Origin of the sequence: Pseudomonas sp. zfem005 (assembly GCF_032621735.1) — a bacterium.
GTDB lineage: Bacteria > Pseudomonadota > Gammaproteobacteria > Pseudomonadales > Pseudomonadaceae > Metapseudomonas > Metapseudomonas solani.
Genome location: NZ_JAVYJE010000008.1, coordinates 36,460 through 61,686, shown reverse-complemented (window position 1 = coordinate 61,686; position 25,227 = coordinate 36,460). Strand labels below are relative to the sequence as shown.

The window sequence follows — 25,227 nt, the reverse complement described above, 5'->3', positions numbered from 1 at the left end:
CGCGGCAGGCGCGCTCTGCGCACCACATCCATGCACGCTTGCACCAATCGTCAGCATCCAGGCTGCATCCAGCGCTTACCCGAATCCACCCGCGCCAGGCCCTACAAGGGTTACAGGACCTTGGCCCGGCGGTTGCAACCCTGCACTCCAACTTGGATACAAGATGGAGCACCTCATGCAATCCGCGACTCCGCACAGCCTCGGCTGGACCCTCGGCCAATGGCAGGCCGCCTACCGCGACGCCACCCTCAGCCCCGCCATCCTCTTCGAGCTGCTGCAGCAATTGCAGGACGAAGACCCGGCCTGGATCGTCCTCGCCTCCCCTGTGCAGTTGAGCGAACGCCTCGCCGCCCTCGCCGAGCAGCTGGCCGCCGTCGACGGTGACCTCTCCCGGCTGCCGCTCTATGGCGTGCCCTTCGCCATCAAGGACAACATCGACGCCGCCGGCTGGCCCACCAGCGCCGCCTGCCCGGCATTCGCCTACCCAGCCGGTGAGGACGCCACCGTGGTCGCGCGCCTGCAGGCCGCCGGGGCGGTACTGATCGGCAAGACCAACCTCGACCAGTTCGCCACCGGCCTGGTGGGCACCCGCTCGCCCTTCGGCGCGGTGCCCAACAGCTTCGATGCTGCCTACGTCAGCGGCGGCTCCAGCTCCGGCTCCGCCTCGGTGGTCGCGCGTGGCCTGGTGCCCTTCTCACTCGGCACCGACACCGCCGGCTCCGGCCGCGTGCCGGCGGGCTTCAACAACATCGTCGGGCTCAAGCCCAGCCGGGGCTGGCTGTCCAACAAGGGCCTGGTGCCCGCCTGCCGCACCCTGGATTGCATCTCGGTGTTCGCCTTGACGGTGGAGGACGCCGAGCACGTCGCCGACATCGCCGGGGGCTACGACGCCGCCGACGCTTACTCCCGCACCAACCCCGGCACAGCGCCGGTGGCCATCGGCGCCAAGCCGCGCCTGGCAATCCCGGATGCCCTCGAATTCCACGGCGACGCCCGCAACCAGGCGGTCTTCCAGCAGGCCCTGGAGCGCCTGCGCGAGCTCGGCGCTGAGCTGGTGCCCATCGACTTCACGCCCTTCCGCCGCCTGGCCGAACAGCTCTACCAGGGTTCCTGGGTGGCCGAGCGCACCGTGGCCATGGCCGGCATGCTGGAAAACGCCGCCGAGGCGATTGACCCCGTGGTGCGCGGCATCGTCGAGAAGGGCTTCGGTTACAGCGCCTGCGACGCCTACCGCGCCGAGTACCTGCGGGCCGAGCTGAGCCGGACCATCAACCTCGCCCTGGCCGGCTTCGACGCCCTGGTGGTGCCCACCTCCCCCACCCTGCGCACCCTGGAGGAAATGGCCGCCGAGCCCGTGCTGTTCAACTCGCAGTTCGGCACCTACACCAACTTCACCAACCTCGCCGACCTCAGCGCCCTGGCCCTGCCCGCCGGCCTGCGCGACGACGGCCTGCCCGCCGGCATCACCCTGCTCGCCCCGGCCTGGCACGACCACGCCCTGGCCTCCCTGGGCAAGCGCTGGCAAGCCGCCCTCGGCCTGCCCCTGGGCGCCACCGGTCGCCCCTTGCCGCCCGCCGCCACGCCCGTGCAGGTCCCTGGCAGCGTGCGGGTCGCCGTGGTTGGCGCGCACCTCACCGGCATGCCGCTGAACTTCCAACTGGTCACCCGCAATGCGGTGCTGGTGGAGCAGACCCTCACCGCCCCCACCTACCGCCTCTACGCGCTGCCCGGCTCGGTGCCGCCCAAGCCGGGGCTGGCCAGGGCCGCCGAAGGCGCGTCGATTATCGTCGAGCTGTGGGACATCCCCCTCGCCCGCTTCGGCGAGTTCGTCGCGGAGATTCCGCCGCCCCTGGGCATCGGCAACCTGCAGCTGGAGGACGGTCGCTGGGTCAAGGGCTTCATCTGCGAGCCCTGGGCCCTGCACAACGCCGAAGACATCACCGCCTTCGGTGGCTGGCGCGCCTTCATCGCCAGCCGCAAACCCGCTTAAACGCTTAAGGAGAGAGCCATGTTCGATACCGTCCTGATCGCCAACCGCGGCGAAATCGCCGTACGCGCCATCCGCACCCTCAAGCGCCTCGGCGTCAGAAGTGTGGCCGTCTACTCAGACGCCGACCGCAACGCGCAGCACGTGCACGATGCCGATATCGCCATCGCCCTCGGCGGCGACAAGCCCGCCGACAGCTACCTGCGGATCGAGAAGATCCTCGCCGCAGCACGGGAAAGCGGCGCCCAGGCGATCTACCCCGGGTACGGTTTTCTCTCCGAAAGCGCGGAGTTCGCCGACGCCTGCGAAGCGGCCGGCATCGTCTTCGTCGGTCCCACCGGCCAGCAGATCAGGGAGTTCGGGCTCAAGCACCGGGCACGCGAGCTGGCCGCCGACGCCCAGGTGCCGATGGCACCGGGCACCGGCCTGCTGCAAAGCCTGGAGGATGCACTCGCCGCCGCCGATCAGATCGGCTATCCGGTGATGCTCAAGACCACCGCCGGCGGTGGCGGTATCGGCCTCACCCGCTGCGCGGACGCCGATGCCCTGCGCAATGCCTATGAAAGCGTAAAGCGCATGGGTGAGCAGTTCTTCAGTGATGCGGGCGTCTTTCTCGAGCGCTTCGTCGACCAGGCCCGCCATGTCGAAGTGCAGATCTTCGGTGACGGCTACGGGCGCGTCGCCGCCCTCGGCGAACGTGACTGCTCGCTGCAACGGCGCAACCAGAAGGTGGTGGAAGAAACGCCCGCCCCGAACCTGCCACAAGCGACCCGGGACCGGCTGCACGCGGCGGCCATCCAGCTCGGGGAGTCGGTCAACTATCGCAGCGCCGGCACCGTCGAGTTCATCTACGACGCCGCCCGTGACGACTTCTATTTCCTGGAGGTGAACACCCGCCTGCAGGTGGAGCACCCGGTCACCGAGATGGTCACCGGCCTCGACCTGATCGAGTGCATGTTGAGGGTCGCCGCTGGCGACGGCCTCGACTGGCCGGCCTTGCTGCGCGCGCCCACCGGCGCGGCCATCGAAGTACGGATCTACGCCGAAGACCCGCTGAAGAACTTCCAGCCCAGCCCGGGCCTGCTGACCGACGTGCACTTCCCCGAAGGTGTGCGGGTCGATGGCTGGGTCACCAGCGGCAGCGAGGTATCGCCCTTCTACGACCCGATGATCGCCAAGCTGATCGTCCATGCCGAGGATCGCCAGCAGGCCATCGCCAGCATGCAGCAAGCCCTGGCGGCCACTCGCCTGCACGGCATCGCCACCAACCTAGACTACCTGCGCCAGGTGGTGGCGGAGCCGCGTTTCCACGACGGCACGGTATGGACGCGGCTGCTCGACACCTTCGACTACCGGCCTCAGGTCATCGAGGTACTGGAGCCGGGAACCTACTCAAGCGTGCAGGACTACCCGGGCCGGCTCGGCTACTGGGATATCGGCGTGCCGCCATCCGGCCCCATGGATGATTTCGCCTTCCGCCTCGCCAACCGCATCGTCGGCAACCACGAGAGCGCCGCCGGGCTGGAGTTCACCCTGCTGGGGCCGACCCTGCGCTTCCACAGCGACTGCCTGATCGCCCTCACCGGGGCCGACTGCCCTGCGGAACTGGATGGCGAAACCATGCCGTACTGGGCGCCGATCAGCGTCAAGGCCGGCCAGGTGCTGAAGCTCGGCCGGGCACGGTCCGGTTGCCGCAGCTACCTGGCAGTACGCAATGGCCTGGATGTACCGGTCTACCTGGGCAGCCGTTCCACCTTCGCCCTCGGACAGTTCGGCGGCCACGCGGGGCGCACCCTGCGCCCCGCCGACATGCTCGCCATTTCCCAGCCGGCATTGGCCGCCTGCACCACACCGGCACCGGTGAGCAGCCCCCAGGCGCTGGACGACAGCCTGATCCCGCACTACGGCCAGACCTGGAACATCGGCGTGCTGTACGGCCCCCATGGCGCACCGGACTTTTTCACCCAGGAGGCCATCGACGAATTCTTCGCCGCCGAATGGGAGGTGCACTACAACTCCAACCGGCTCGGCGTTCGCCTGTCCGGCCCCAAACCGAGCTGGGCACGCGCGGATGGTGGCGAGGCGGGCCTGCACCCCTCCAACGTCCATGACTGCGAATACGCCATCGGCGCCATCAACTTCACCGGCGATTTCCCGGTGATCCTGGCCAAGGATGGCCCGAGCCTGGGCGGCTTCGTCTGTCCGGTCACCATCGCCAAGGCCGAGCTGTGGAAGGTCGGCCAGGTCAAGCCAGGAGACAGGCTGCGCTTCCACCCCATCAGCTTCCAGCAGGCGCAAAGCCTGGAGCAGGCCCAACTCGGCAGCATCGCGTCGCTGGCCGCCATTTCAGCCGTCACCCTGCCCGCGCCCAGCCTGCTTCCGGCCGACACGGTCTCCGCTGCGGTCCTGGCGGAGCTGCCCGCGAGTGCCAACCGGCCCCACGTCACCTATCGCCAAGCCGGTGATGCCTACCTGTTGCTGGAGTACGGCGACAACGTGCTCGACCTCGCCCTGCGGCTGCGCGTCCACCTGCTGATGGAAGCACTCAAGGCCGCCGCCCTGCCCGGCCTGGAAGAGCTGGCCCCGGGCGTGCGTTCGCTGCAACTGCGCTACAACAGCCGGGTTCTGCACCAGGCGGCCTTGCTCGAGCACCTGCTGAAGCTGGAAGCCACCCTGCCGGATGTGGATCGGGTTAGGATTCCGACCCGGATCATTCACCTGCCCATGGCGTTCGAAGACAGCGCCACCCTGGGAGCGGTCCAGCGTTACAGCGAGACGGTTCGCAGCGAAGCGCCCTGGCTGCCGAACAACGTCGACTTCATCCAGCGCGCCAACGGCCTGGCCACCCGCGAGGCGGTGCGCGACATCCTCTTCGATGCCAGCTACCTGATCCTGGGGCTGGGGGATGTCTACCTCGACGCACCCTGTGCCGTTCCACTGGACCCGCGCCACCGGCTGCTCAGCTCGAAGTACAACCCGGCGCGGACGTTCACGGCCGAAGGCACCGTGGGCATCGGCGGCATGTACATGTGCATCTACGGCATGGACTCCCCCGGCGGCTACCAACTGGTGGGGCGGACCTTGCCGATCTGGAACCGCTTCTCGAAGAACGCCCAGTTCAAGGACGGCCAGCCCTGGCTGCTGCACTTCTTCGACCAGGTCAGGTTCTACCCGGTCAGCGAAGCGGAGCTGGAGCACTTCCGCGAAGCCTTCCGCGAAGGGCGCGCCGAGATACGCATCGAGCAGGGCGTCTTCGACTTCTCCGAGTACCAGCACTTCCTGCAGGACAATGCAGCCGACATCGCCGCCTTCCAGGCGCACCAGAAGGCTGCGTTCGATGCGGAGGTGGCGCGCTGGCAAGAAGACGACGAGCAGGTGCTGGCACCAGTGCAGCACCTGCAGGAAGCCGACGAAGGCGACAGCGCTCACGTGGTCAGCGCCGATATGTGCGGCAGCGTCTGGAAGGTCCTGGTGCAGCCGGGCCAGGCGGTGGAGGCAGGCACGCCGCTGATCGTTGTCGAGGCGATGAAAATGGAGCTGGCCGTTACCGCGCCCGTCAGCGGGACCGTACGCGCCGTGCGTTGCCAGCCAGGCAAGGCCGTGTTGCCGGGGGACACCCTGATGCTGCTCGACCCCGTGGCCTGAGGAGGCGCCATGCAACTCGCCACCACCGCCACCCGGGCCGCCAGGGAGCGGCCCGACAACCTGGTCGAGCGCATCTACCAGGTGTTGAAGGACGACATCTTCGAGTTCCGCCTGCTGCCCGGTGATCGCTTCAGCGAAGGCGACATCGCCGCGCGCACGGCGGTCAGCCGCACCCCGGTGCGGCAGGCCCTGCACCGGCTGGAACGCGAGGGCTATCTGGAGGTGCACTTCCGCAGCGGCTGGCAGGTCCGGCCCTTCGACTTCGAGCGCTTCGAGGAGCTCTACGACCTGCGCATCGTGCTGGAGCTGGCGGCGGTCCGGCGCCTGTGCGAGATGGGCGCCGAGCTGCCGCAGCGCCTGGGCGAACTGACCCGCACCTGGCAGGTGGACGCGCACCAGCGGCTAACGGATGGGCGCGCGGTATCGGAGCTGGACGAAGCCTTCCACTGCGCCCTGGTGGCAGCCGCCGGCAACCGCGAAATGGCCCGCACGCACCGCGAGATCAGCGAGAAGATCCGCATCATCCGGCGCCTGGACTTCACCCAGCAGCCACGCATCGCCGCCACCTACGACGAGCACGGGCGCATCCTCGAGGCCATCCTGCAACGGCACGCCGAGCCGGCCTGCCAGCTGCTGCGCGAGCACATAGAAATGAGCAAGGCGGAGGTGCGCACGATCACCCTGCACAGGCTGCACTGCGCCCGGCAGCGGACTGGCGACAGGGACGGAGCGGATTGATGCGCACACATCAAGGTGCCTGGAACGTGCAGCCGCCGCTCACTCCGGACGTAGGGTGTGCTGTGCGCACCTGGAATTCGCCGGAGGCACCGAGCGGAGGTGCGCACGGCACACCCTACGGCACGCGCTCATCCTGCCGAGTTCTCAGATGACTCATGACCATGCTCAGATGAACGGCGTGTGGTTCAACGGCTGGGCCGGCGCCACGCACTCCATGTGGAACAGCAGCTGCGGCAGCAGGTAACCGGCTTCCGACTCCGCCCAGCGCTGCACACCTGAGGCGTCGCGGGCGGGTTGATCCGGGGCGTCGTTCCATTGCAGGAGCGCGACGGGGCGGGCATTGGCTTGCGGTTTGTCGAACATGTCATCACCTCGTCAGAGATCGAGCACAAGGGGCTGCGGGCCATCCTCGCCCTCGGCCGGTACGGCGCAGCAGATCAGCACCATGTCCGCCTCCGGCAACTCCGCCGGCGGGTTGGGGTAATGCACCTGGCCACTGACCCGACGCGTCTTGCAGGTGCCGCAGGAACCGCCCCGGCAACTGAACTCGGGGGTCAGCCCACGGCTCTCGGCCAGTTCCAGCAGGCTGCCGCTCTCGGGCGTCCAGCGCGCTTCCTTGGCCGAGGCGGTGAAGTACACCGGCACCGCCGTGGTCGCTGCCGGCGGCTGGGACGGCACCGCGGCCTGGGCCTCGCTGTGCCGCTGCAGGGCCGAGGGGCCGAAGGCTTCGGCATGGATGCGGCCGTCGGCGACATTCAGCCCGCGCAAACCGTCGTAGAGGGCCTGGATGAACCCACCCGGGCCACACAGGTAGAAGTCGTAGTCATCGAAGGACAGGGCGGCCTGGATCTGCGCCAGGCCCAGCCGGCCGCTCAGCTCGAAATCGCGCCCCGACTGTGCTTCGGCCTCGGGGGCACTCAGGGCGCGGGTCAGCTTCAGCAAGCCATTGCCGCGCTGCACCAGGGCCTGCAGCTCGGCCTGGAACGGCAGGTCGTGCAGCGTCCGGGCGCCCTGGAACAGGTGGATACGCCGACCCTGCGCCTGCCGCTCGTTGAGCGCCACCAGCTCACGGGCCATGGAAACCATCGGGGTGATGCCCACCCCCGCACCGATCAGCACCACCGGGCGCTGGCTGTCGGTCTTCAGGGTGAAGCTGCCCAGGGGCGGGCGCGCCTCCAGCACATCACCGACCTGCACCTGTTCGTGCAGGTGCCGCGAGCCCTTGCCCTGCGCCTTGACGCTGATGCGCAGGTAACCGTCGCTCGGCGCGCTGGAGACGCTGTAGGTGCGCACCAGGGCTTCACCGTCAGCGGTGAGCAGGCGCAGGGGAATGTGCTGGCCGGGGGTGAAGTTCACCTCGCCCTCGTCTTCCGGGGCCAGGACCAGGGAGCGGATATCGGCGCTCTCCTGCTGCTGGCTGAGCACCCGCCACTGCTGCCATTGGCGCCGCCGTTCGCCCTCACGCAGGCGCTCTTCCGCTTCGGCCCAGGTGCCGGTCATCAGGCTGGTGGGGGCGTATTCGTCGAAGGCCCAACGCAGCGACATCGCGCCGGGGCGGAACACCACCTGCTCGATATCCAGGGTCCAGATGCGTTCGGCCCCTTCGAACGCGGCGATCAGCGGGCTGTCGAGAATCACCTCGGCACGGCCCTGCACCTGCAGCACATTGCCCTGCTCGAAATCGACGAACAGCAGGCCGGCGCGCGGGTTGCTGATCAGGTTGCCCAAGGTATTGAAATGCAGGTTGCCGGCGTAGTCCGGGATGGTCAGGCGGTTGCCTTCCACCCGTACGAAACCGGGGCGCCCGCCACGGTGGGAAACGTCCACGGCGCGGCCACCGTCCTCGTGGTCGACGTAGCTGGCAACGAAGAAGGTGTCGGCAGCGAGGATCATCGCCCGGGCGCGCTCGTCCAGCTCGCTGGCGTCCTGGCGGACCGTGCCACGGGGCTCGGGGGAACTGCTCCATTCACGCAGCTGGATGTACTGCGGGCAGTTGCCGAAGGAATGCTCGACCTGCACCTCCAGTTGCTGCGCCGAAGCCTGGCCGATCGAACCATTGAGGCGGTTGCGCCGCCGCGTGTGCAGTTCGATGCCGAGCAGGCCGAGGGCGGCGCCGGCACCGAGGCCGGGGGTGGCCGGGTCCAGTGGGTCCAGCGGGCGCGCGGCCAGGTCGAACACCAGGTGTTTGGGGTCGGGCGAGGTGACGAAGCCTTCCGGGCCTTCGACCAGGGTTGCCCAGGGGCGGCCTTCGCCATCCACCGCACCGGCGATCAGGAAGGGCAATTGATGGAAAAAGGCGCGGTGCTGGTCGGGCATGTAGTCGCGGATGACCTTCTGCCCGTGGGCTTCCATCCGCTCGGCCACGCCGACCGTTTCCTGCAGCTGCTTTTCACCGGCATGCCAGGGCGAGGGGCGCTGGCTGGGAATCGGTTCCATGGTTTGCCCTCCTTGTGAAAAGGGCTGCCGGGCGGGCCGGCAGCCTCGGGTCGGCTCAGGCGGCCTGCAGGCCGGCGGCGGTGCGTTGCATGGGCACGAAGCCCGGCAGCGCTTCGATGCGGGCCAACCAGGCACGCACATTCGGGTAGGCCTCCAGCGACACGTTGCCCTCCGGCGCATGGGCGATGTAACTGTAGTTGGCCACGTCGGCGATGGAGGGCTCGGTGCCGGTCAGGAACGCCGTCGAGCCCAGCTCGCCTTCCATCACCGTGAGCAGCACGTGGGCACGGTTGATCACTTCATCGGCGTTGAACGCCGCACCGAACACGGTGATCAGGCGCGCTGCGGCCGGGCCATAGGCCACCTGGCCGGCGGCCACCGACAACCAGCGCTGGACCTGGGCGGCGCCGACGGCGTCTTCGGCCAGCCAGCGGCCTTCGCCGTAGCGCTTGGCCAGGTAGACGAGGATGGCGTTGGAGTCGTTGACCACAGTGCCGGCGTCATCGATCACCGGCACCTGGCCGAAGGGGTTGATGGCCAGGAAGTCGGCCTGCTTGTGGGCGCCGTTGGCCAGGTCGACGAAGACCAGCTCGGTGGGCAGCTGCAGCAGCGAGAGCATCAGCTCCACACGATGGGCGTGGCCGGACAGCGGGTGGCGGTACAGCTTGATGGCGGGACGGGACATGGCGGTGGCTCCTTATGGGTTCGGGTGGTTCACCGTGAACCGCCCGGCTGGGCGTTCACGACGATGGAGCCATGTTGAGCCCACGCACCGCTGAGCAGAATCACCATCAAAGGCAATCCACTCTTTCAGTTTCTGAAATAAAGGGATGGACGGGCGTGCCGCATGCGACCCCGCCCGGTGGAGGTAAAAAGCGACCTCCACCCTACGCAGCGGCCCTGTCCGTGCAACGGCCTTCTGTAGGGGCGAATTCATTCGCCCAGCGGCGCGCAGCGCCGCCATCGTGGGAGCGAATTCATTCGCGATGGAATACCCGCCCATGCGCAGCCCCGTGCCGGCTGGGGGCCTTTCGCGGCTAAAGCCGCTCCCACAGAGGGGTACCTGCGGGGCTATGCATCGCTGTGTTGGGCCTCGCTGCGCTCGGCGCCAACCTACGGCACCGTGCCCTTGTAGGTCGGGTGCAACCCGGCTCAGCCCTCGAACGCAGGGTGCGCGCGCAGCCGTGGCACGGCGAAGTCGAGGAAGCTGCGCACCCGGGCGGCGGCGCGGCGTCCCTCGCGGTAGAACAGCTGCACCGGTACGGGCTCGGCGGCGAAGGGCTCCAGCAGCCTGTGCAGCTGGCCATCCTGCAGCTCCTGGTGCACCTCGTAACTCAGGCAATGGACCAGGCCGAAGCCGGCGACGGCGGCGCGGATAGCCGCCTGGGGGGTGCTGCAGATCAAGCGGGGCACGACCTTCACCGCGCCGCCGGCGAAGCGCCAATCCCCTGCATGGCCGGTGGATGAGGTCGCGATGGTGCGGTGCTCCTGCAACGCCTCGGGGCTTTGCGGGCGCCCCCGGCGCGCCAGGTAGGCCGGGGCCGCGCACACCACCGGTCGCACCCGCCCCACCGGCACCGCGAAGCCGGAGGAATCCGGCAACTGGCCAACCACCAGGGCCACGTCCACGCCCTCCTCCAGCAACCTGGGCAGGGCCTCGCACGCCTGGATGTTCAGCGAGAGCTCGGGGAAGGCATTGAGGTAATCGAGCGCGATGGGGGTGAACACCTGGTGCGCCATGAGCAGCGGCATGGCCAGGGTCAGTTGCCCCACGGGTTGCGCGTGCAACCCGGCCACGGAACGCTCCGCCTCGCCGAGCTGTTCGAGGATGCGCCGGCAACTTTCGGCGAAGCGCTCGCCGGCCGGGCTCGGGCTCACGCCACGGGGGCTGCGTACCAGCAGGGCCGAGCCAATGCGCGCCTCCAGCGCGGCGACGGTGCGCATCACCGTAGCCTGGGACAGTTCCAGCGCCCGCGCCGCCGCCGCCAGGCTGCCGGCCTGGGCCACGGCCAGGAACACCTGCATCTCGCGGTGTTTACTCATCGCCCGGCCGCGCGCAGGGCGCTGTCGGCCCGCAGGCGCGTCACGCAATGGTCGATGAAGGTGCGCACCTTGGCCGACTCCCGGCGCCCGCCCTGCTGGATGATGTGCACCGGCAACGCCGCGGTCTCGAAGGCATCCAGCACGGTTTCCAGCTCACCCCGGGCCACAGCGCCCGCCACCTGGTAGGACAGCACCCGGGTATAGCCCCAGCCCAGGCGCGCGGCATTGATCGCCGCCTGGTTGGAGCTGACCAGCAGGCGCGGGCTGGGCGTGAAGCCGAAGGGGCCATCGGGCCCCTCGAACTGCCAGTGGCGCAACAGCCCGCTGGCGGACGACATGACGATGGGCGCGTCCTGCAGCTCTTGCGGTCGGCGCGGCCGCCCCACCTTGTCGAGGTAGCCGGGTGCCGCGCACACCACCGGGCGTATCTGCCCCACCTGCAGCGCCCCCTGCTCGCCCTCGCGCAGGTGGCCGATGCGCACCGCCACATCCACGCCCTCCTCCACCATGTTCACTACGCGGTCCACCAGCAGCGCGTTGATCTCCACTTCCGGGTAGGCGTCCAGGTACTCGGCAATCAGCGGGATGAGGTACAGCTCGCCGAACATCACCGGCGCCGTCACCGTCAGCCGCCCGCGCGGGCGCACATGGCTGCCGGCGGCCAGCTCCTCGGCCTCTTCCAGTTCCAGCAGGATGCGTCGGCAGTCCTCCACGTAGCGCCGCCCGGCCTCGGTCAGGCGCAGGCTGCGTGTGCTGCGGGCCAGCAGCAAGGTGCCCAGGTGCGCCTCCAGCGCCGCGATGGCGCGGGTCACGCCGGGTGGCGACATGCCCATCAGCTTGGCGCCGCCGGCGAAGCTCTCCGCCTCGGTCACCGCCAGCAGCACCTTCATTTCCTGGAACCTGTCCACCCTCACCGCCCGGCATCACGCCCCATTTTCGAGAGGGCCACAGCTTAGCGCCCGGCCCCGGTCGAAGACGAGAGACAGCGCAACCCGAACCACGACGCCGACCGGTGTGTAGGGTGGATGGCGCTCTTTTCATCCACCAAAGGATCTTGCAGCCCACACCGCTACCGGCCTCGTGGGAGCGAATTCATTCGCGATGGAACATCCGCCCACGCGCAGCCCTGTGCCGGCTGCGGGTCTGTCGCGGCTGAAGCCGCTCCCACAGGGAGAGCCCGCCGCGAGACCGGACATGGCGGTGCTGGGCCTCGCTGCGCTCGGCGCCAACCTACGGTACCGTGCCCAACCCAAACCACGGTGCCGACCGGTATGTAGGGTGGATGGCGCTCTTTTCATCCACCAAGCGATCTTGCAGCCCACACCGCCGCCCGCCCCGTGGGAGCGAATTCATTCGCGATGAAATATCCGCCCACGCGCAGCCTTGTGCCGGCTGCGGGTCCTTCGCGGCTGAAGCCGCTCCCACAGGAAGAGCCCGCCGCGAGACCGGACATGGCTGCGTTGGGCCTCGCTGCGCTCGGCGCCAACCTACGGCACCGTGCCCAACCCAAACTGCGGCGTCGCCTGCTGCGGGCTCCGGTACCTGTCCAGGCTCCGGCGCCTGCTTTACCATGCCGCGCCGCACTTGCATCGAGGTCTTCCATGAGCACGCCCAGTTTCCGCAACGCCACCCTGTCCGATACCGACCGCTGCTACCAGATCGAGATTTCCGCCTATGAAGGCGACGAGGCCGCCACCCGCGAGAAGATCGAGACGCGCATCGCCCAGTACCCGGAAGGCTTCCTGATCCTGGAGCAGGACGGCGAGGTGGTGGGCTTCATCAACAGCGGCTGCGCCCACGAGGTGGTGATGTCCGACGAGGCCTTCAAGGAGCTGGTGGGCCATGACGCCGCCGCGCCGAACGTGGTGATCATGTCGGTGGTGGTCGACCCGGCGCAGCAGGGCAAGGGCTTCTCCACGCTGCTGATGCGCACCTTCGTGCAGCGCATGCGCGAGATGGGCAAGGCGACCATCCACCTGATGTGCAAGGAACGCCACGTCGAGCTGTACCGGCGCATGGGCTACGCCTATGTGCGGCCCTCCCCGTCCGACCATGGCGGCATGGCCTGGCACGAGATGGTCATGACCCTGTGATCGCAGTCGACAAGGCCTGCCCCGTGGTGCTGCGCCAGCGCGACAGGCTGGAGGTACTGGCCTTCCTCCACCCCCTGGCGGGCCGGCAACTGGTCAAGGGCAGCGTCGAGCCCGGGGAAGGCAGCGCGGCGGCGGCCGTTCGCGAGCTGGCCGAAGAGGCCGGCATCCAGGGTGAGGTGATCCTCGACCTGGGCACCTGGCAAGCCACCACCACCGGGCACACCTGGGCCTTCCACCTCTGCCGGGTGGCCGCGGACCTGGCGGATGCCTGGAGCCACCACACGGCCGACGACGGCGGCCATGAGTTCCGCTTCTTCTGGCACCCGCTGGACGAACTCCCCACCGAGGAATGGCACCCGATCTTCCGCGACGCCCTGGCCGTCATCCGGCAGCGGCTGGCGGAGACGGCCGCAAACCGCCCCCTGAGCCGCTCGGGCCTGTAGAATCACCGCCTTTTTTCCTGTGGGTGAACGATGCGGATCAGCAGTGGGCGAAGCGCGACGGCGTGTGGACTGGCGGCCATCCTCCTGTGGAGCACCGCCTCCGGGCTGATCCGCAGCGTGAGCGGCTTCTTCGGCCCCATCGGCGGTGCGGCGCTGATCTACAGCCTCGGCGCCCTCCTGCTCATCGCCCTGCTGGGCCGGCCGCGCCTGCGCTCCAGCTCGCGCTTCTACCTGGTCATCGGCACGACGCTGTTCGTCACCTACGAGATCTGCCTGTCCCTGGCCCTGGGCTACGCCCTCGACAGCAACCAGGCCATCCAGCTCGGCGTGGTCAACTACCTGTGGCCGAGCCTCACGGTGCTGCTGGCCATCGTCATGAACCGCCAGCCGGCGCGCTGGCTGATCCTGCCCGGCACCGCCATCGCGCTGTTCGGCATCCTCTGGGTGGTGAGCACCGATGGGCTGTCGCTACCGAGCCTTATCGCCAACGTGCAATCCAACCCGCTGAGCTACAGCCTGGCGGCGGCCTGCGCCATCACCTTCGCGCTCTACTGCAACGTCACCCGGCGCTATGCCCGGGGCGAGAACCACGTAGCGTTCTTCTTCATCCTCACGGCGGCCGTGCTCTGGCTGAAGTTCGCCTTCGCCGGCCAGGCACTGCCTGAGTTCACCCTGCGTGGCGGCGCCGAACTATTCGCCGCCGGCATCGCCATGGCCGGCGGCTACGCGTTGTGGAACATCGGCATCCTGCGCGGCAACCTCACCCTGCTGGCCACCGCCTCCTACTTCGCCCCGGTGCTCTCCTCGGCCTTCGCCGCGGCCTGGCTCGGCGCCAGCCTGACGCTGCAGTTCTGGCAGGGTGCGGTGCTGGTTACCGCCGGCTCGCTGATCTGCTGGCACGCCACCCGGGAGCGCAAAGGCGAACCCTGATCGCGCTTCCGATCGCGGGCGGAGGGCTCTAAGATGGCCCTCCACACACGTCAAGGAAGCCGCCAATGAGCACCCGAGGGAACGACCGCCAGATCGACAACATCGAGTTCAACGTCACCGACATCGCCCGCAGCAAGGCCTTCTATGGCGCGGCCTTCGGCTGGACCTTCACCGACTACGGCCCCACCTACAGCGAGTTCACCGACGGCCGCCTCACTGGCGGCTTCACCACGGGTGAGCCGGTGCGCCCGGGTGGCCCGCTGGTGATCCTCTACGCCGACGACCTGGCACAGACCCAGAGCCGCCTGCAGGCCGTTGGTGCCACCATCAGCCGTGAAACCTTCGCCTTCCCCGGCGGGCGTCGCTTCCACTTCATCGACCCGGACGGCTACGAGCTGGCGGTGTGGACCGCCGAATGACGGCGCTGCGCATACGCCCGATCGAAGCCGGCGAATGGCCGGCCTACCGCGACCTGCGCCTGCGGGCCCTGCGCGACTCGCCGGATGCCTTCGGCAGCACCTTCGCGGCGGAACACACGCGGTCGGACGACGCCTGGGCGAGCCGGATCGCCAACGCGATTGCCTCCGGCAATGACAGGGTGCTGTTCGCGCTCGACGAGAACGCTGCCTGTGGGTTGCTCTGGTGCCGCCGCTCGGCCAGCGAGCCCACCGTGGCCGACCTCTACCAGATGTGGGTCGACCCGACGCGCCGTGGCCTCGGTGCCGGCCGCGCGCTGCTGGCCGATGCCCTGGCCTGGGCGCAAGGCCTGGGCGTGCGCCGCGTGCGCCTCGGCGTCACCCTGGCCGAGAGCCCGGCCATGGGCCTGTACCGCGCCCACGGCTTCCGCCCCGTCGGCGAGCCGGAGCCGCTGCGCGAAGGCTCCGCGCTGCTGGCCCAGGCCATGGAGCTGGAGCTGCCCGCCAGGGCGGGCTGAGGGCGCGCTACTTCGCCTTGAGCTTCTGGTAGCTCTGGTTCATGTCCTTGGCCCAGCCGTCGATAACGCCCGTGACGTCGCCCGGCTTGCTGGCCAGCGCCAGGCTGCCGTAGCTGGAGGGAAAGCCGGAATACGGGTCCGACTGCCAACCCGGCCCCCCACCAAGCCCGTAAACGACCGCCGCGCAGCGTTTGCATAAGGATCGCCACAGCCCCCGTAAAGCCTGCGTAACGACGCGAGACAGGGCCCCGGCTTGCTGCTTAATTGAGGCGCACCACCTCTCAAGCGGGCCCGTGAAGATGTCTTCGGTTCAAGCCAGTCTCAGCAGCATTCCCCCCGACCCACTCCAGGCCGTCGGCCTCGCCGAGGGCCTCCTGCAGCGCCGCGACGGCGGCCAGGTATTGATCATCGTCGAGCGCCGGGAGGACTGGTCCTCCTACATCCCCAGCGAGGAGATGCTCACCGCGCGGGAGTACCTCGAACAGTCGCGCGGCGGCGAGCTGGACAAGAAGGTCCAGGTCATCAACCTGTGCCGCCACTACAAGTACCTGGGCCACGGCTACTACTGCTCGCTGCTGGCCGAGGCGCGCGGGCACAAGGTCATCCCCTCGGTGCGCACCATCAGCGAGCTGGCGCGCAAGTCGCTCTACGGCCTGGCCCTGGACGACCTGGAGAAGTCCCTGGAAGAGGCCCTCGCCCAGCACCCCTGGGCCAACACCGAAGGCTTCACCCTCAGCCTGTACTTCGGCCGCACCGACTTCGAGCCGCTGCAGGACATCGCCCGCCAGCTGTTCGAGGCCTTCCCCTGCCCCATCCTCCTGGTGGACGTGCGCAAGGGCGACACCTGGCGCATCGCCGGCCTGCGCCCGGGTTCGCTGCACAAGCTGCGCGAGGCCCAGGAAGACCAGTTCGCCAGCGCCCTCGACGGCTTCAACCGCAAGGTCTGGCGCCTGCCGCGCTCGCGCCGGGTGGCGCGCTACGACCTGGCCATCCTGTACAACCCGGACGAGCCGCTGCCGCCCTCCAATGCCCGCGCCCTGGAGAACTTCGTGCGGGTCGGCAAGCGCCTGGGCATCGAAGTGGACCTGATCGAGAAGAAGGACTATTCGCGCCTGGCCGAGTACGACGCGCTGCTGATCCGCGAGACCACCAGCGTCGACGACCACACCTACCGCTTCGCCAAGAAGGCCGAAAGCGAAGGGCTGATCGTGATGGACGACCCGGCTTCGATCCTGCGCTGCACCAACAAGGTGTTCCTCACCGACCTGCTGCGCAGCCACGGCCTGAGCATGCCGGCCACCGAGATCCTCTACCGTGACAACCCCCAGGAGCTGGACAAGGTCGGCGAGCGCCTGGGCTTCCCCCTGGTGCTGAAGATCCCCGACGGCTGCTTCTCCCGCGGGGTGATCAAGGTGGAGAACCTGCAGCAGTTGCGCGAGGCCAGCGCCGGGCTGTTCGAGCACTCGGTGCTGCTGCTCGCCCAGGAATTCCTCTTCACCGAGTACGACTGGCGCATCGGCATCCTCAACCGCCGGCCGATCTTCGCCTGCCAGTACTTCATGTCCAAGGGTCACTGGCAGATCGTCAACCACAAGGCCCAGGGCACCGAGGTGATCGGCGAATGCCGCACCCTGCCGGTGGAACAGGCGCCGAAGGCGGTGGTGGAGCTGGCGCTGAAGACCGCCAACCTGATCGGCGACGGGCTCTATGGCGTCGACCTCAAGGAGGTGGACGGCAGCGTCAAGGTCATCGAGGTGAACGACAACCCCAACCTCGACGCCGGCATCGAGGACGCCCACCTGCGCGATGAGCTCTATAGCCTGGTGCTGGAGGACTTCATCCGCCGCCTCGAACTCAAGCGCCGTGGCGGCGCCCACTGAAGGAGCACGGCCCATGCGCCAGAGCTACAGGCTGACCGACGGCACCCTGCGCCCCTGCACCGACGACGCGGCGCAGCTGCAGCTGTGCATCGCCCCCGAGGCCGAGGAGCTGGAGTGGCTGCGCAGCCACTTCGGCCTCGACGCCCACGCCCTGGCCTCGGCCCTGGACCCGGACGAGGTGGCCCGCGTGGAGTTCCGCGCCGGCTCGCTGTTCCTCATCTGGAAGCGCCCGGAGAACTACTCCGGCGGCGAGCGTTTCGCCTTCGAGGTGTCCTCCTTCGGCATGCTCCTGGACGAGCGCCAACTGGTGCTGATCTCCAACGCCGACTCGCTGCTCGGCGGCCTCGCCGGGCGCCATGACCTGCGCCAGCCGCTGGATGTGCTGCTGGCCATCCTGCTGGGCAACATCCACCACTACGAGGGCCACCTCAAGGTGATCAAGCTGGTCGCCCGCGAACTGCAGCAGCGCTTCAACCAGAGCCAGCACAACCGCCACCTGCTGCAGATGCTCGGCCTCAGCGAAAGCCTGGTGTATTACCTCAACGCCATCCACGGCAACGGCGCGGTGCTGGCCCGCCTGCGCAGCCAGGGCGAGCGCCTGGGCTTCCCCCCGGCAAGCCTGGAGCTGCTCGACGACCTGATCATCGAGAACGACCAGTGCATCAAGCAGGCGGAAATCTATTCCACGGTGCTGGCCGGCCTCATGGAGGCGCGCGGCAGCCTGCTTAACACCACCATGAACGAGATGCTGCGCAAGCTCACCCTGATCAACGTGGTCTTCCTGCCGCTCAACCTGATCGCCGGCATCGGCGGCATGTCCGAGTTCAGCATGATGACCGCCGCCATCCCCTGGTGGCTCTCCTACCCGCTGTTCGTCCTCGCCCTCGCTGTGCTGGCGGGCGTGATGCTGCTGGCCCTGCGCCGGCTGGTGGCCGCCCGCGCATCGCCCCCGGCCAGCTGACGCAACCCCTCCCACTCGCAACCGCCGCCGGGCATCCCGCCCACTGGCATCACTCACCCCAAGGAAGCCCCATGGAACCCCTGCACATCGCCCTCAGCGTCCTCGTCGCCATCGTCGCCCTGAGCATCGCCATCAACTACGTCGACAGCCGCATGAAGCCCGGCGACCTGGCGCGACAGGCGCGCGACAAGGCGTCGCGACGGACACCCCGCCGCTAAGCCCCTCGCGCCGGGCGCAACCGTGCCCGGCCCCCTGCCTGAGCCAGGAAGCGCCATGAATTTCAGCTTTCGCGATGCCCGCCCCGACGACCTCGACGCCCTGCTCCACCTGGAGAACCAGTGCTTCGAACTCGATCGCCTGTCGCCGCGCAGCTTCCAGTGGATGATCGCCCGCGCCCACGCCAGCCTGGCGGTGGCCGAGGCCGCCGGCCGGGTCATGGGCTACGCGCTGCTGCTGTTCCACCGCGGCACCTCGCTGGCGCGGCTCTACTCCATCGCCATCGCCCCGCAGGCCCGTGGCCACGGCCTGGGCAAGGCGCTGCTGGCGGAGGCCGAACGCCGCGCCCGCGACCACGACTGCGCCTACCTGCGCCTGGAGGTACGCCCGGACAACCCGGCCGCCATCGGCCTCTACGAGCAGGCCGGCTACCGCCGCTTCGCCTGTGTCGACGACTACTACGAGGACCACGCCCAGGCCCTGCGCTACGAGAAGCGCATCGTCCAGCGCCCGCTCGACGCCGCGCGGGCGGTGCCCTACTACCAGCAGAGCACCGAATTCACCTGCGGCCCGGCCTGCCTGATGATGGCCATGGCCGGCCTGCAGCCCGGCCGCCCCCTCTTGCGGCGCGAGGAAGTGCAGCTGTGGCGCGAGGCGACCACGGTGTTCATGACCTCCGGCCACGGCGGCTGCAGCCCCCAGGGGTTGGCCCTGGCCGCCTGGCGCCGGGGCTTTCGCGTGCGCCTGCAGGTCAGCGTGGCGGGCCCCCTGTTCCTCGCCGGCGTACGCAGCGAAGGCAAGCGCGAGGTAATGCGCCTGGTGCACGAGGCCTTCTGCGACGAGCTGCGCGCCAGCGACGTGGAACAGGTGCCCGCCAGCCGCCAGGACCTGCGGGCGCTACTCGCCGAAGGCGGCCTGCCGCTGGTGCTGATCAGCAGCTACCAGCTGACCCGCACCAAGGCCCCGCACTGGGTGCTGGTCACCGGCTGCGACGAGGATTTCGTCTACCTCCACGACCCGGACATCGACCACAGCCGCCACCGCCAGGCGCTGGACTGCCAGCACATGCCGGTGAGCCACGCGCGCTTCCAGCGCATGCGCCTGTTCGGCGGCAGCAAGCTGCGTGCCTCGGTGGTGCTCTACAGCCAGGCTGGCAACCTGCCTTGATGGACGAACGCCCATCCGCCGACTAGCGTTCAAGCACCTTCCCCATGCAGCGAGCCCACCCCATGAACAGACTCCGAATCGCGCTAGCCTGCGCGGCCCTGCTGGGCAGCGCTCTCACCCCGACCCTCGCCAGTGCCGATGTCGGCTTCGGCGTCGGCCTGAGCTATGTCTTCGGCAACGGGGGCGGCCTGTCCGTGGGCGTCAAGGCCTTCTCCAACGACGAGGACAACGAAACCGTCGGCTCCCTGGGCCTGGACTACCTGGTGCAATCGGGTGCCTTCCGCCCGAACATCGGTGTCGCCTACCAGGGCGAGGGCTACTTCAGCGGCGCGGATGTCGGCTACAACCTGGACAGCCAGTCGGTCGACTTCGGCCTCGGTGGCGGCTGGTCCAACAGCGACGACGACCACAAGACCCCGGCGCCCGCCCCGGCTCCGATCCTCATCTGATTGGCCACCGCAGCACCAACCTGAAACCCCGCCTGGCGCGGGGTTTTCTTTGGCTGCAGCGTCAATCCACCGCCAGGCGCATGGACAGCTCCACGTCCTCGGCGAAGGGCAGCGAGAGGTAGCCGCTGTTGGCCTCACGCACCCGCGCCAGGTACTCGGGGCAGTGGTCGGCGTTGTCGGCGATCACCAGCGCGCCGGGGCGCAGGCGGCTTTCCACCAGGGCGAGGATCTCCGGGTAGAGCGCCTTGGCACCGTCGAGCAGGAGCAGGTCGATGGAGTCGGGCAGGTCCTGGGCCAGGGTGCGCAGCGCATCGCCCACGCGGAACTCCACCAGGTCCTCCAGACCGCCGGCGGCGAGGTTGCCCCGGGCCCGCGCCACCTTGGTGGGCTCGAACTCGCTGGTGATCAGGCGGCCACCGCCGTTGTCGCGCAGGGCCGCTGCCAGGTGCAGCGTGGAGATGCCGAAGGAGGTGCCGAACTCGACTATGGTGCGCGCGCCGCTGCTGCGCGCCAGCAGGTACAGCAGGCGCCCGGTCTCGCGGGAAACGGGCAGCGCGACATCCTTCAGGCGGCCGTAGAACTCGCGGTATTCGGTCTTGCTCCGCATCAGCCGCGCCACCTCGCCTTCGGGGAGGTCGGTCAGGGTGCTCGCCAGGGTCTGCCAGGCCGTGTCGGCCTCGGCGAACAGGCGGTCCAGCAGGGCGGCAAGGTGGGTATCGGTCAGGGTGTTCATGCAAGGTCTCCAGGATTCATTGAGCGCATCGTTGGCGCCGGAATAGAATGCGATCAATCCGTCAGATTTTACTATTCGCATTGCCAGGCCCCGCCATGACCGAACGCCAGAACCCGCGTATTTCCTCGCGCAAGCAACCCCAGCAGGCCCGCTCCAACGAGCTGGTGGCCACCATCCTCCAGGCCGCTACTCAGGTTCTGGCCAAGGAAGGCGCGCAGCGTTTCACCACCGCCCGGGTGGCCGAGCGCGCCGGCGTCAGCGTCGGCTCGCTGTACCAGTACTTCCCCAACAAGGCGGCCATCCTGTTCCGCCTGCAGAGCGACGAGTGGCGCCAGACCAGCGAGCTCTTGCGGCGCATCCTCGAAGACCTCGCCACCCCGCCGCTGCAACGCCTGCGCACCCTGGTCCACGCCTTCCTCCACTCCGAATGCGAGGAGGCCGACATGCGCATCGCCCTCGACGATGCCGCCCCCCTCTACCGCGACGCCCCCGAGGCACGGGAAGCCAAGGCCGCGGCCGGGCGCATCTTCGAAACCTTCATGGAAGAGGTCCTGCCCCACGCCTCCGAAGCCGCCCGCACCCTGGCCAGCGAGCTGATCACCACCACCCTCGGCACCGTGGGCAAGCAATTCTCCGAACGCCCGCGCACGAAGGAGGAGATCGAGCGCTACGCCGACGCCATGGCCGACATGCTCTGCGCCTACCTGGAATCGGTCGCCGCGCGGGGATAGAGGGGGAACCGAACACCGCACCGTTGGGCCTCGCTGCGCTCGGCGCCAACCTACAGCACCGAGCCCTTTGTAGGTCGGGTGCAACCCGACACCCCCGCCCCCTCCACGCGGGTTTCACCCGCCCTACGGAGCCGACCGGTGTGTAGGGTGGATGACGCTCTTTTCATCCACCAGGCGGAGTCGAATGCAGCACCGAGTGACGGGCACTCGCACCCCGAATGCACGACGCCTCCCGAAGGAGGCGCCGTGGTTCAGCCTTGCGGGTGGATCAGCGCAGGTCGAAGCGGTCGAGGTTCATCACCTTGGTCCAGGCGGCGACGAAGTCCTTGACGAACTTGTCCTTGCCGTCGGCGCTGGCATACACCTCGGCGATGGCGCGCAGTTGCGCGTGGGAGCCGAACACCAGGTCGACACGGGTGCCGGTCCATTTCACCTGGCCGGTCTTGCGGTCGCGCCCCTCGTAGCTGGTGGCCGAGGCCGGCTTCCATTCCACGCCCATGTCCAGCAGGTGGGTGAAGAAGTCGTTGCTCAGCACCCCGGGGCGATCGGTGAAGACGCCGTGTTTGCTCTGCCCGACGTTGGCCCCGAGCACGCGCAGGCCGCCCACCAGCACGGTCATCTCCGGTGCCGAGAGGGTCAGCAGCTGCGCCTTGTCCACCAGCAGCTGCTCAGCAGAAACGCTGTAGCGGCCCTTGAGGTAGTTGCGGAAGCCGTCGGCGATGGGCTCCAGGAAGCCGAAGGATTCCACATCCGTCTGCTCCTGGGAGGCGTCCATGCGCCCCGGCGTAAAGGGCACGGTGATGCTGTGCCCGGCGCTCTTCGCCGCTTGCTCCACGCCAGCGCTGCCGGCCAGGACGATGAGGTCGGCGAGGGAGATCTTCTTGCCGCCGGCCTGGGCGCCGTTGAACTCGCCCTGGATGCTTTCGAGGATGGCCAGCACGTTCTTCAACTGCTCGGGCTGGTTGGCTTCCCAGGAACGTTGCGGCTCCAGGCGCAGGCGCCCGCCGTTGGCACCGCCGCGCTTGTCCGAACCCCGGAAGCTCGACGCGGCCGCCCAGGCGGTGGACACCAGCTGCGCCACCGACAGGCCCGAGCCCAGCACCTTGGCCTTGAGCGCGGCGACGTCGGCATCGTTGACCAGCGGGTGGTTCACGGCGGGGATCGGGTCCTGCCACAGCAGTTCCTCGGCAGGCAGCTCCGGCCCCAGGTAGCGGGACAGCGGCCCCATGTCACGGTGGATCAGCTTGTACCAGGCGCGGGCGAAGGCGTCGGCGAGCTGGTCCGGGTTGGCCAGGAAGCGCCGCGAGATCGGCTCGTAGATCGGGTCGAAGCGCAGCGCCAGGTCGGACGTGAGCATCGACGGCGCGCGGCGCTTGCTCGGGTCATGGGCGTCGGGGATCTTGCCATCGCCCGCCCCGCCCTTGGGCCGCCACTGGTGGGCGCCGGCCGGGCTCTTGGTCAGTTCCCACTCGTAGCCGAAGAGGTTCTCCAGGTACTCGTTGCTCCAGCGCGCCGGGGTCGAGGTCCAGGTCACCTCCAGGCCGCTGGTGATGGTGTCGCCGCCCTTGCCGCTGCCGAAGGCGTTCTTCCAGCCCAGGCCCTGCTCTTCCAGGCCTGCCGCCTCGGGCTCGGGCCCGACGTTGTCGGCCGGGCCGGCGCCGTGGGTCTTGCCGAAGGCGTGACCGCCGGCGATCAACGCCACGGTTTCCTCGTCGTTCATCGCCATGCGGCCGAAGGTCTCGCGGATGTCCTTGGCCGAGGCGAGCGGGTCCGGGTTGCCTTCGGGGCCTTCCGGGTTCACGTAGATCAGGCCCATCTGCACGGCGGCCAGGGGGTTCTCCAGGTTGCGCTCGCCCTGGTGGGTGCGGCTCTCTTCCTGGGCATGCTTCTCGGGTTCAGCCACCAGGGTGCCGTCGCCCGGCTCCTGCACCGCCTTGGTGTTGCCGTAGCGCTCGTCACCGCCGAGCCAGACGGTCTCGGTGCCCCAGTAGACGTCCTCGTCCGGCTCCCACACATCGGGGCGGCCGCCGGAGAAGCCGAAGGTCTTGAAGCCCATGGATTCCAGGGCGACGTTGCCGGTGAGGACGATCAGGTCCGCCCAGGACAGGTTGCGCCCGTACTTCTGCTTGATCGGCCAGATCAGCCGGCGCGCCTTGTCCAGGCTGACGTTGTCCGGCCAGCTATTGAGCGGGGCGAAGCGTTGCTGGCCGGTGCCGGCGCCGCCACGGCCATCGCCGGTGCGGTAGGTGCCGGCGCTGTGCCAGGCCATGCGCACGAAGAGCGGGCCGTAGTGGCCGAAGTCGGCGGGCCACCAGTCCTGGGAGTCGGTCATCAGGGCGGTCAGGTCGCGCTTGACCGCAGCGAAGTCGAGGCTCTTGAAGGCCTTGGCGTAGTCGAAGTCCGGGTCCATGGGGTCGGACAGGGAGGAATGCTGGTGGAGGATTTTCAGGTTGAGCTGGTTGGGCCACCAGTCACGGTTGCTGGTGCCACTGCCAGCGGCATGGTTGAACGGGCATTTCGATTCGGTCGACATTTTGATCCACCTCGGGTCGCGTTGGTCCATCTGCCCAACCCGCGCAGGCCGGAACACCGAGGAGCGGACCCGACGCAAGGCCGTCACGGCCACACGGGAGCGCTGACTGGCAGGGTGTTCCAACCACGGTTGCAGCAGGACTCTGTTGTTATCCCTTCATCAGTTGGCGTCGGTCCAAGCCCAACGCCAGATCAAGACTAGACCCCCTGTACCGGAGGTCTAATAGAGCGAGCATTGGGGGTCGATAGCCTGGCTCTTTCAGCCGCCAGCATCCGATCGGGTCCATCAGGCTCATCGGCTCCACGCCCTACTGGCGCGGAGCCGATGTTCGAAGCGGTGTAACTACTGCGCGAGGAAGGCCAGCAGGTCTTCGTTCAATTGCTCCGCGTGGGTCACGGCAAAGCCATGGGGTGCGCCGGCGTAGACCTTGAGCTCGGCACCGGGGATCAGCTCCGCCGCCAGCTTGCCGGTGGCTTCCAGAGGCACGATCTGGTCGTCGTCGCCATGGATCACCAGGGTGGGAACATCGACCTTGGCCAGGTCGCCACGGAAGTCGGTGCCGGCGAAGGCGGTCACGCAGTCGATAGTGCCCTTGAGCGACGCCAGCAGGGCGATGTTCAGGGTCTGGGTGAGCACGCCCTGGGAAACCTGCTGGCCGTGGTTGATGCCGTAGAACGGCGCGGCGAAGTCGGCGATGAACTGCGCGCGGTCCTTCAGCAGGCCGGTCTTGATGCCGTCGAATACCGCCTGGTCGACGCCCAGCGGGTGGTCGGCGGTCTTGCCGAAGATCGGCGTCACCGCGCCCAGCAGCGCCAGCTTGGCGACGCGGCCGGTGCCGTGGCGGCCGATATAGCGGCTGACGTCGCCACCGCCCATGGAGAAGCCCACCAGGGTCACGTCACGCAGGTCCAGGTGCTCGATCAGCTGGGCGATGTCGTCAGCGAAGGTGTCGTAGTCGTAGCCATTCCACGGCTGGCTGGAGCGACCGAAGCCACGGCGGTCGAAGGCGATGGTGCGGTAGCCGCGGCTGCTCAGGTACTGCATCTGGTATTCCCACATGTCGGCATCCAGCGGCCAGCCATGGCTGAACAGCACGGGCTTGCCGCTGCCCCAATCCTTGTAATAGAGCTCGGTGCCATCACGGGTCACGAACGTGGTCATGCAAACCTCCAGTTGAACGTTGTTGGGATCGGTGGTGCTGGAGCGGGCTATGCGCAACCGCTCAAGCCCGCACTATCCCCTCCTCAGGTAACAGAGGGATTGCACGTGTGTGCTGCGCTCTACGCCACCCTGCGAAGGTGCCCCAGA

Annotated in this window: 22 protein-coding genes; 14 read left to right on the top strand and 8 right to left on the bottom strand. The window is 68.5% G+C overall.

Annotated features, from left to right (window positions below; translation table 11 throughout):
• Nucleotides 1-175: 175 nt before the first annotated feature.
• Genes atzF through RTW82_RS18330 form a run of 3 tightly spaced genes read left to right on the top strand, consistent with a single transcriptional unit; the run spans nt 176 to nt 6,370 of the window.
• Nucleotides 176-1,990 (top strand): allophanate hydrolase, encoded by a 1,815-nt coding sequence (atzF, locus tag RTW82_RS18340; RefSeq protein WP_316925959.1) that lies wholly within the window; start codon nt 176-178, stop codon nt 1,988-1,990.
• 18 nt (nt 1,991-2,008) lie between these two features.
• Nucleotides 2,009-5,632: an urea carboxylase gene (gene uca / locus RTW82_RS18335; RefSeq protein WP_316925958.1), complete on the top strand. Its 3,624-nt coding sequence runs from the start codon at nt 2,009-2,011 to the stop codon at nt 5,630-5,632.
• Nucleotides 5,633-5,641: 9 nt separating this feature from the next.
• Nucleotides 5,642-6,370 (top strand): GntR family transcriptional regulator, encoded by a 729-nt coding sequence (locus tag RTW82_RS18330; RefSeq protein WP_316925957.1) that lies wholly within the window; start codon nt 5,642-5,644, stop codon nt 6,368-6,370.
• A 165-nt stretch (nt 6,371-6,535) separates the two neighbouring features.
• On the opposite strand, the gene RTW82_RS18325 is transcribed toward RTW82_RS18330, so the two are convergent.
• From RTW82_RS18325 to RTW82_RS18305, 5 genes are all read right to left on the bottom strand, one after another.
• Nucleotides 6,536-6,733, bottom strand: coding sequence for a hypothetical protein (locus RTW82_RS18325; RefSeq protein WP_316925956.1), 198 nt, complete (start codon nt 6,731-6,733; stop codon nt 6,536-6,538).
• Nucleotides 6,734-6,745: 12 nt separating this feature from the next.
• On the bottom strand, nt 6,746-8,806 hold the full coding sequence (locus RTW82_RS18320) for a pyridoxamine 5'-phosphate oxidase family protein (protein WP_316925955.1): 2,061 nt from the start codon (nt 8,804-8,806) through the stop codon (nt 6,746-6,748).
• 55 nt (nt 8,807-8,861) lie between these two features.
• On the bottom strand, nt 8,862-9,491 hold the full coding sequence (locus RTW82_RS18315; RefSeq protein WP_316925954.1) for a glutathione S-transferase: 630 nt from the start codon (nt 9,489-9,491) through the stop codon (nt 8,862-8,864).
• Nucleotides 9,492-9,958: 467 nt separating this feature from the next.
• A complete protein-coding gene (locus tag RTW82_RS18310; protein ID WP_316925953.1) occupies nt 9,959-10,849 on the bottom strand; it encodes a LysR family transcriptional regulator in 891 nt (296 codons plus the stop codon).
• Nucleotides 10,846-11,757: a LysR family transcriptional regulator gene (locus RTW82_RS18305; RefSeq protein WP_410478815.1), complete on the bottom strand. Its 912-nt coding sequence runs from the start codon at nt 11,755-11,757 to the stop codon at nt 10,846-10,848. Before RTW82_RS18305 ends, RTW82_RS18310 begins: the two co-directional genes overlap by 4 nt.
• Before the next feature lie 693 nt (nt 11,758-12,450).
• Here RTW82_RS18305 and RTW82_RS18300 point away from each other — a divergent pair.
• The 10 genes from RTW82_RS18300 (at nt 12,451) to RTW82_RS18255 (ending at nt 19,922) form a co-directional block, all read left to right on the top strand.
• A complete protein-coding gene (locus RTW82_RS18300; RefSeq protein WP_263402390.1) occupies nt 12,451-12,942 on the top strand; it encodes a GNAT family N-acetyltransferase in 492 nt (163 codons plus the stop codon).
• Nucleotides 12,942-13,385, top strand: coding sequence for an NUDIX hydrolase (locus tag RTW82_RS18295; RefSeq protein ID WP_316926199.1), 444 nt, complete (start codon nt 12,942-12,944; stop codon nt 13,383-13,385). The genes RTW82_RS18300 and RTW82_RS18295 overlap by 1 nt, the downstream gene beginning before the upstream one ends.
• A 30-nt stretch (nt 13,386-13,415) precedes the next feature.
• Nucleotides 13,416-14,315, top strand: coding sequence for an aromatic amino acid DMT transporter YddG (yddG, locus tag RTW82_RS18290; RefSeq protein ID WP_316925951.1), 900 nt, complete (start codon nt 13,416-13,418; stop codon nt 14,313-14,315).
• A 65-nt stretch (nt 14,316-14,380) separates the two neighbouring features.
• The gene (locus tag RTW82_RS18285) at nt 14,381-14,734 is read left to right on the top strand and encodes a VOC family protein (protein WP_184490152.1); all 354 of its coding nucleotides are present in this window, start codon (nt 14,381-14,383) and stop codon (nt 14,732-14,734) included.
• Nucleotides 14,731-15,249: a GNAT family N-acetyltransferase gene (locus tag RTW82_RS18280; RefSeq protein ID WP_316925950.1), complete on the top strand. Its 519-nt coding sequence runs from the start codon at nt 14,731-14,733 to the stop codon at nt 15,247-15,249. Before RTW82_RS18285 ends, RTW82_RS18280 begins: the two co-directional genes overlap by 4 nt.
• 299 nt (nt 15,250-15,548) lie before the next feature.
• On the top strand, nt 15,549-17,129 hold the full coding sequence (locus RTW82_RS18275; protein ID WP_316925949.1) for a RimK family protein: 1,581 nt from the start codon (nt 15,549-15,551) through the stop codon (nt 17,127-17,129).
• Between the two features lie 13 nt (nt 17,130-17,142).
• Nucleotides 17,143-18,090: a magnesium transporter CorA family protein gene (locus RTW82_RS18270; RefSeq protein ID WP_316925948.1), complete on the top strand. Its 948-nt coding sequence runs from the start codon at nt 17,143-17,145 to the stop codon at nt 18,088-18,090.
• A 71-nt stretch (nt 18,091-18,161) separates the two neighbouring features.
• A complete protein-coding gene (locus RTW82_RS18265; RefSeq protein ID WP_021220067.1) occupies nt 18,162-18,308 on the top strand; it encodes a hypothetical protein in 147 nt (48 codons plus the stop codon).
• Between the two features lie 55 nt (nt 18,309-18,363).
• Nucleotides 18,364-19,473 (top strand): peptidase C39 family protein, encoded by a 1,110-nt coding sequence (locus RTW82_RS18260; protein ID WP_316925947.1) that lies wholly within the window; start codon nt 18,364-18,366, stop codon nt 19,471-19,473.
• Nucleotides 19,474-19,535: 62 nt separating this feature from the next.
• A complete protein-coding gene (locus RTW82_RS18255; protein ID WP_316925946.1) occupies nt 19,536-19,922 on the top strand; it encodes a hypothetical protein in 387 nt (128 codons plus the stop codon).
• Nucleotides 19,923-19,983: 61 nt separating this feature from the next.
• Here the strand turns inward: RTW82_RS18255 and RTW82_RS18250 are convergent, their stop codons facing one another.
• Nucleotides 19,984-20,655, bottom strand: coding sequence for an O-methyltransferase (locus tag RTW82_RS18250; protein ID WP_043242110.1), 672 nt, complete (start codon nt 20,653-20,655; stop codon nt 19,984-19,986).
• A 95-nt stretch (nt 20,656-20,750) separates the two neighbouring features.
• On the opposite strand from RTW82_RS18250, the gene RTW82_RS18245 reads away from it, so the two are divergent.
• On the top strand, nt 20,751-21,386 hold the full coding sequence (locus RTW82_RS18245; protein WP_316925945.1) for a TetR family transcriptional regulator: 636 nt from the start codon (nt 20,751-20,753) through the stop codon (nt 21,384-21,386).
• A 268-nt stretch (nt 21,387-21,654) separates the two neighbouring features.
• Here RTW82_RS18245 and katG read toward each other — a convergent pair whose 3' ends face one another.
• Complete coding sequence (gene katG / locus RTW82_RS18240; protein WP_316925944.1) at nt 21,655-23,919, bottom strand: catalase/peroxidase HPI; 2,265 nt, start codon at nt 23,917-23,919, stop codon at nt 21,655-21,657.
• 342 nt (nt 23,920-24,261) lie between these two features.
• Complete coding sequence (locus RTW82_RS18235; RefSeq protein WP_316925943.1) at nt 24,262-25,080, bottom strand: alpha/beta hydrolase; 819 nt, start codon at nt 25,078-25,080, stop codon at nt 24,262-24,264.
• Nucleotides 25,081-25,227 lie beyond the last annotated feature (147 nt).

Excerpts from the sequence above, each read along its gene's own strand:
- RTW82_RS18250 (WP_043242110.1), bottom strand. The coding sequence starts at position 20,655 with ATGAACACCCTGACCGATACCCACCTTGCCGCCCTGCTGGACCGCCTG.
- yddG (WP_316925951.1), top strand. The coding sequence starts at position 13,416 with ATGCGGATCAGCAGTGGGCGAAGCGCGACGGCGTGTGGACTGGCGGCC.
- RTW82_RS18270 (WP_316925948.1), top strand. The coding sequence starts at position 17,143 with ATGCGCCAGAGCTACAGGCTGACCGACGGCACCCTGCGCCCCTGCACC.
- katG (WP_316925944.1), bottom strand. The coding sequence starts at position 23,919 with ATGTCGACCGAATCGAAATGCCCGTTCAACCATGCCGCTGGCAGTGGC.
- RTW82_RS18330 (WP_316925957.1), top strand. The coding sequence starts at position 5,642 with ATGCAACTCGCCACCACCGCCACCCGGGCCGCCAGGGAGCGGCCCGAC.
- RTW82_RS18275 (WP_316925949.1), top strand. The coding sequence starts at position 15,549 with ATGTCTTCGGTTCAAGCCAGTCTCAGCAGCATTCCCCCCGACCCACTC.
- RTW82_RS18265 (WP_021220067.1), top strand. The coding sequence starts at position 18,162 with ATGGAACCCCTGCACATCGCCCTCAGCGTCCTCGTCGCCATCGTCGCC.
- RTW82_RS18255 (WP_316925946.1), top strand. The coding sequence starts at position 19,536 with ATGAACAGACTCCGAATCGCGCTAGCCTGCGCGGCCCTGCTGGGCAGC.
- RTW82_RS18320 (WP_316925955.1), bottom strand. The coding sequence starts at position 8,806 with ATGGAACCGATTCCCAGCCAGCGCCCCTCGCCCTGGCATGCCGGTGAA.
- RTW82_RS18300 (WP_263402390.1), top strand. The coding sequence starts at position 12,451 with ATGAGCACGCCCAGTTTCCGCAACGCCACCCTGTCCGATACCGACCGC.
- atzF (WP_316925959.1), top strand. The coding sequence starts at position 176 with ATGCAATCCGCGACTCCGCACAGCCTCGGCTGGACCCTCGGCCAATGG.
- RTW82_RS18245 (WP_316925945.1), top strand. The coding sequence starts at position 20,751 with ATGACCGAACGCCAGAACCCGCGTATTTCCTCGCGCAAGCAACCCCAG.
- RTW82_RS18285 (WP_184490152.1), top strand. The coding sequence starts at position 14,381 with ATGAGCACCCGAGGGAACGACCGCCAGATCGACAACATCGAGTTCAAC.
- uca (WP_316925958.1), top strand. The coding sequence starts at position 2,009 with ATGTTCGATACCGTCCTGATCGCCAACCGCGGCGAAATCGCCGTACGC.
- RTW82_RS18235 (WP_316925943.1), bottom strand. The coding sequence starts at position 25,080 with ATGACCACGTTCGTGACCCGTGATGGCACCGAGCTCTATTACAAGGAT.
- RTW82_RS18310 (WP_316925953.1), bottom strand. The coding sequence starts at position 10,849 with ATGAGTAAACACCGCGAGATGCAGGTGTTCCTGGCCGTGGCCCAGGCC.
- RTW82_RS18280 (WP_316925950.1), top strand. The coding sequence starts at position 14,731 with ATGACGGCGCTGCGCATACGCCCGATCGAAGCCGGCGAATGGCCGGCC.
- RTW82_RS18325 (WP_316925956.1), bottom strand. The coding sequence starts at position 6,733 with ATGTTCGACAAACCGCAAGCCAATGCCCGCCCCGTCGCGCTCCTGCAA.
- RTW82_RS18260 (WP_316925947.1), top strand. The coding sequence starts at position 18,364 with ATGAATTTCAGCTTTCGCGATGCCCGCCCCGACGACCTCGACGCCCTG.
- RTW82_RS18315 (WP_316925954.1), bottom strand. The coding sequence starts at position 9,491 with ATGTCCCGTCCCGCCATCAAGCTGTACCGCCACCCGCTGTCCGGCCAC.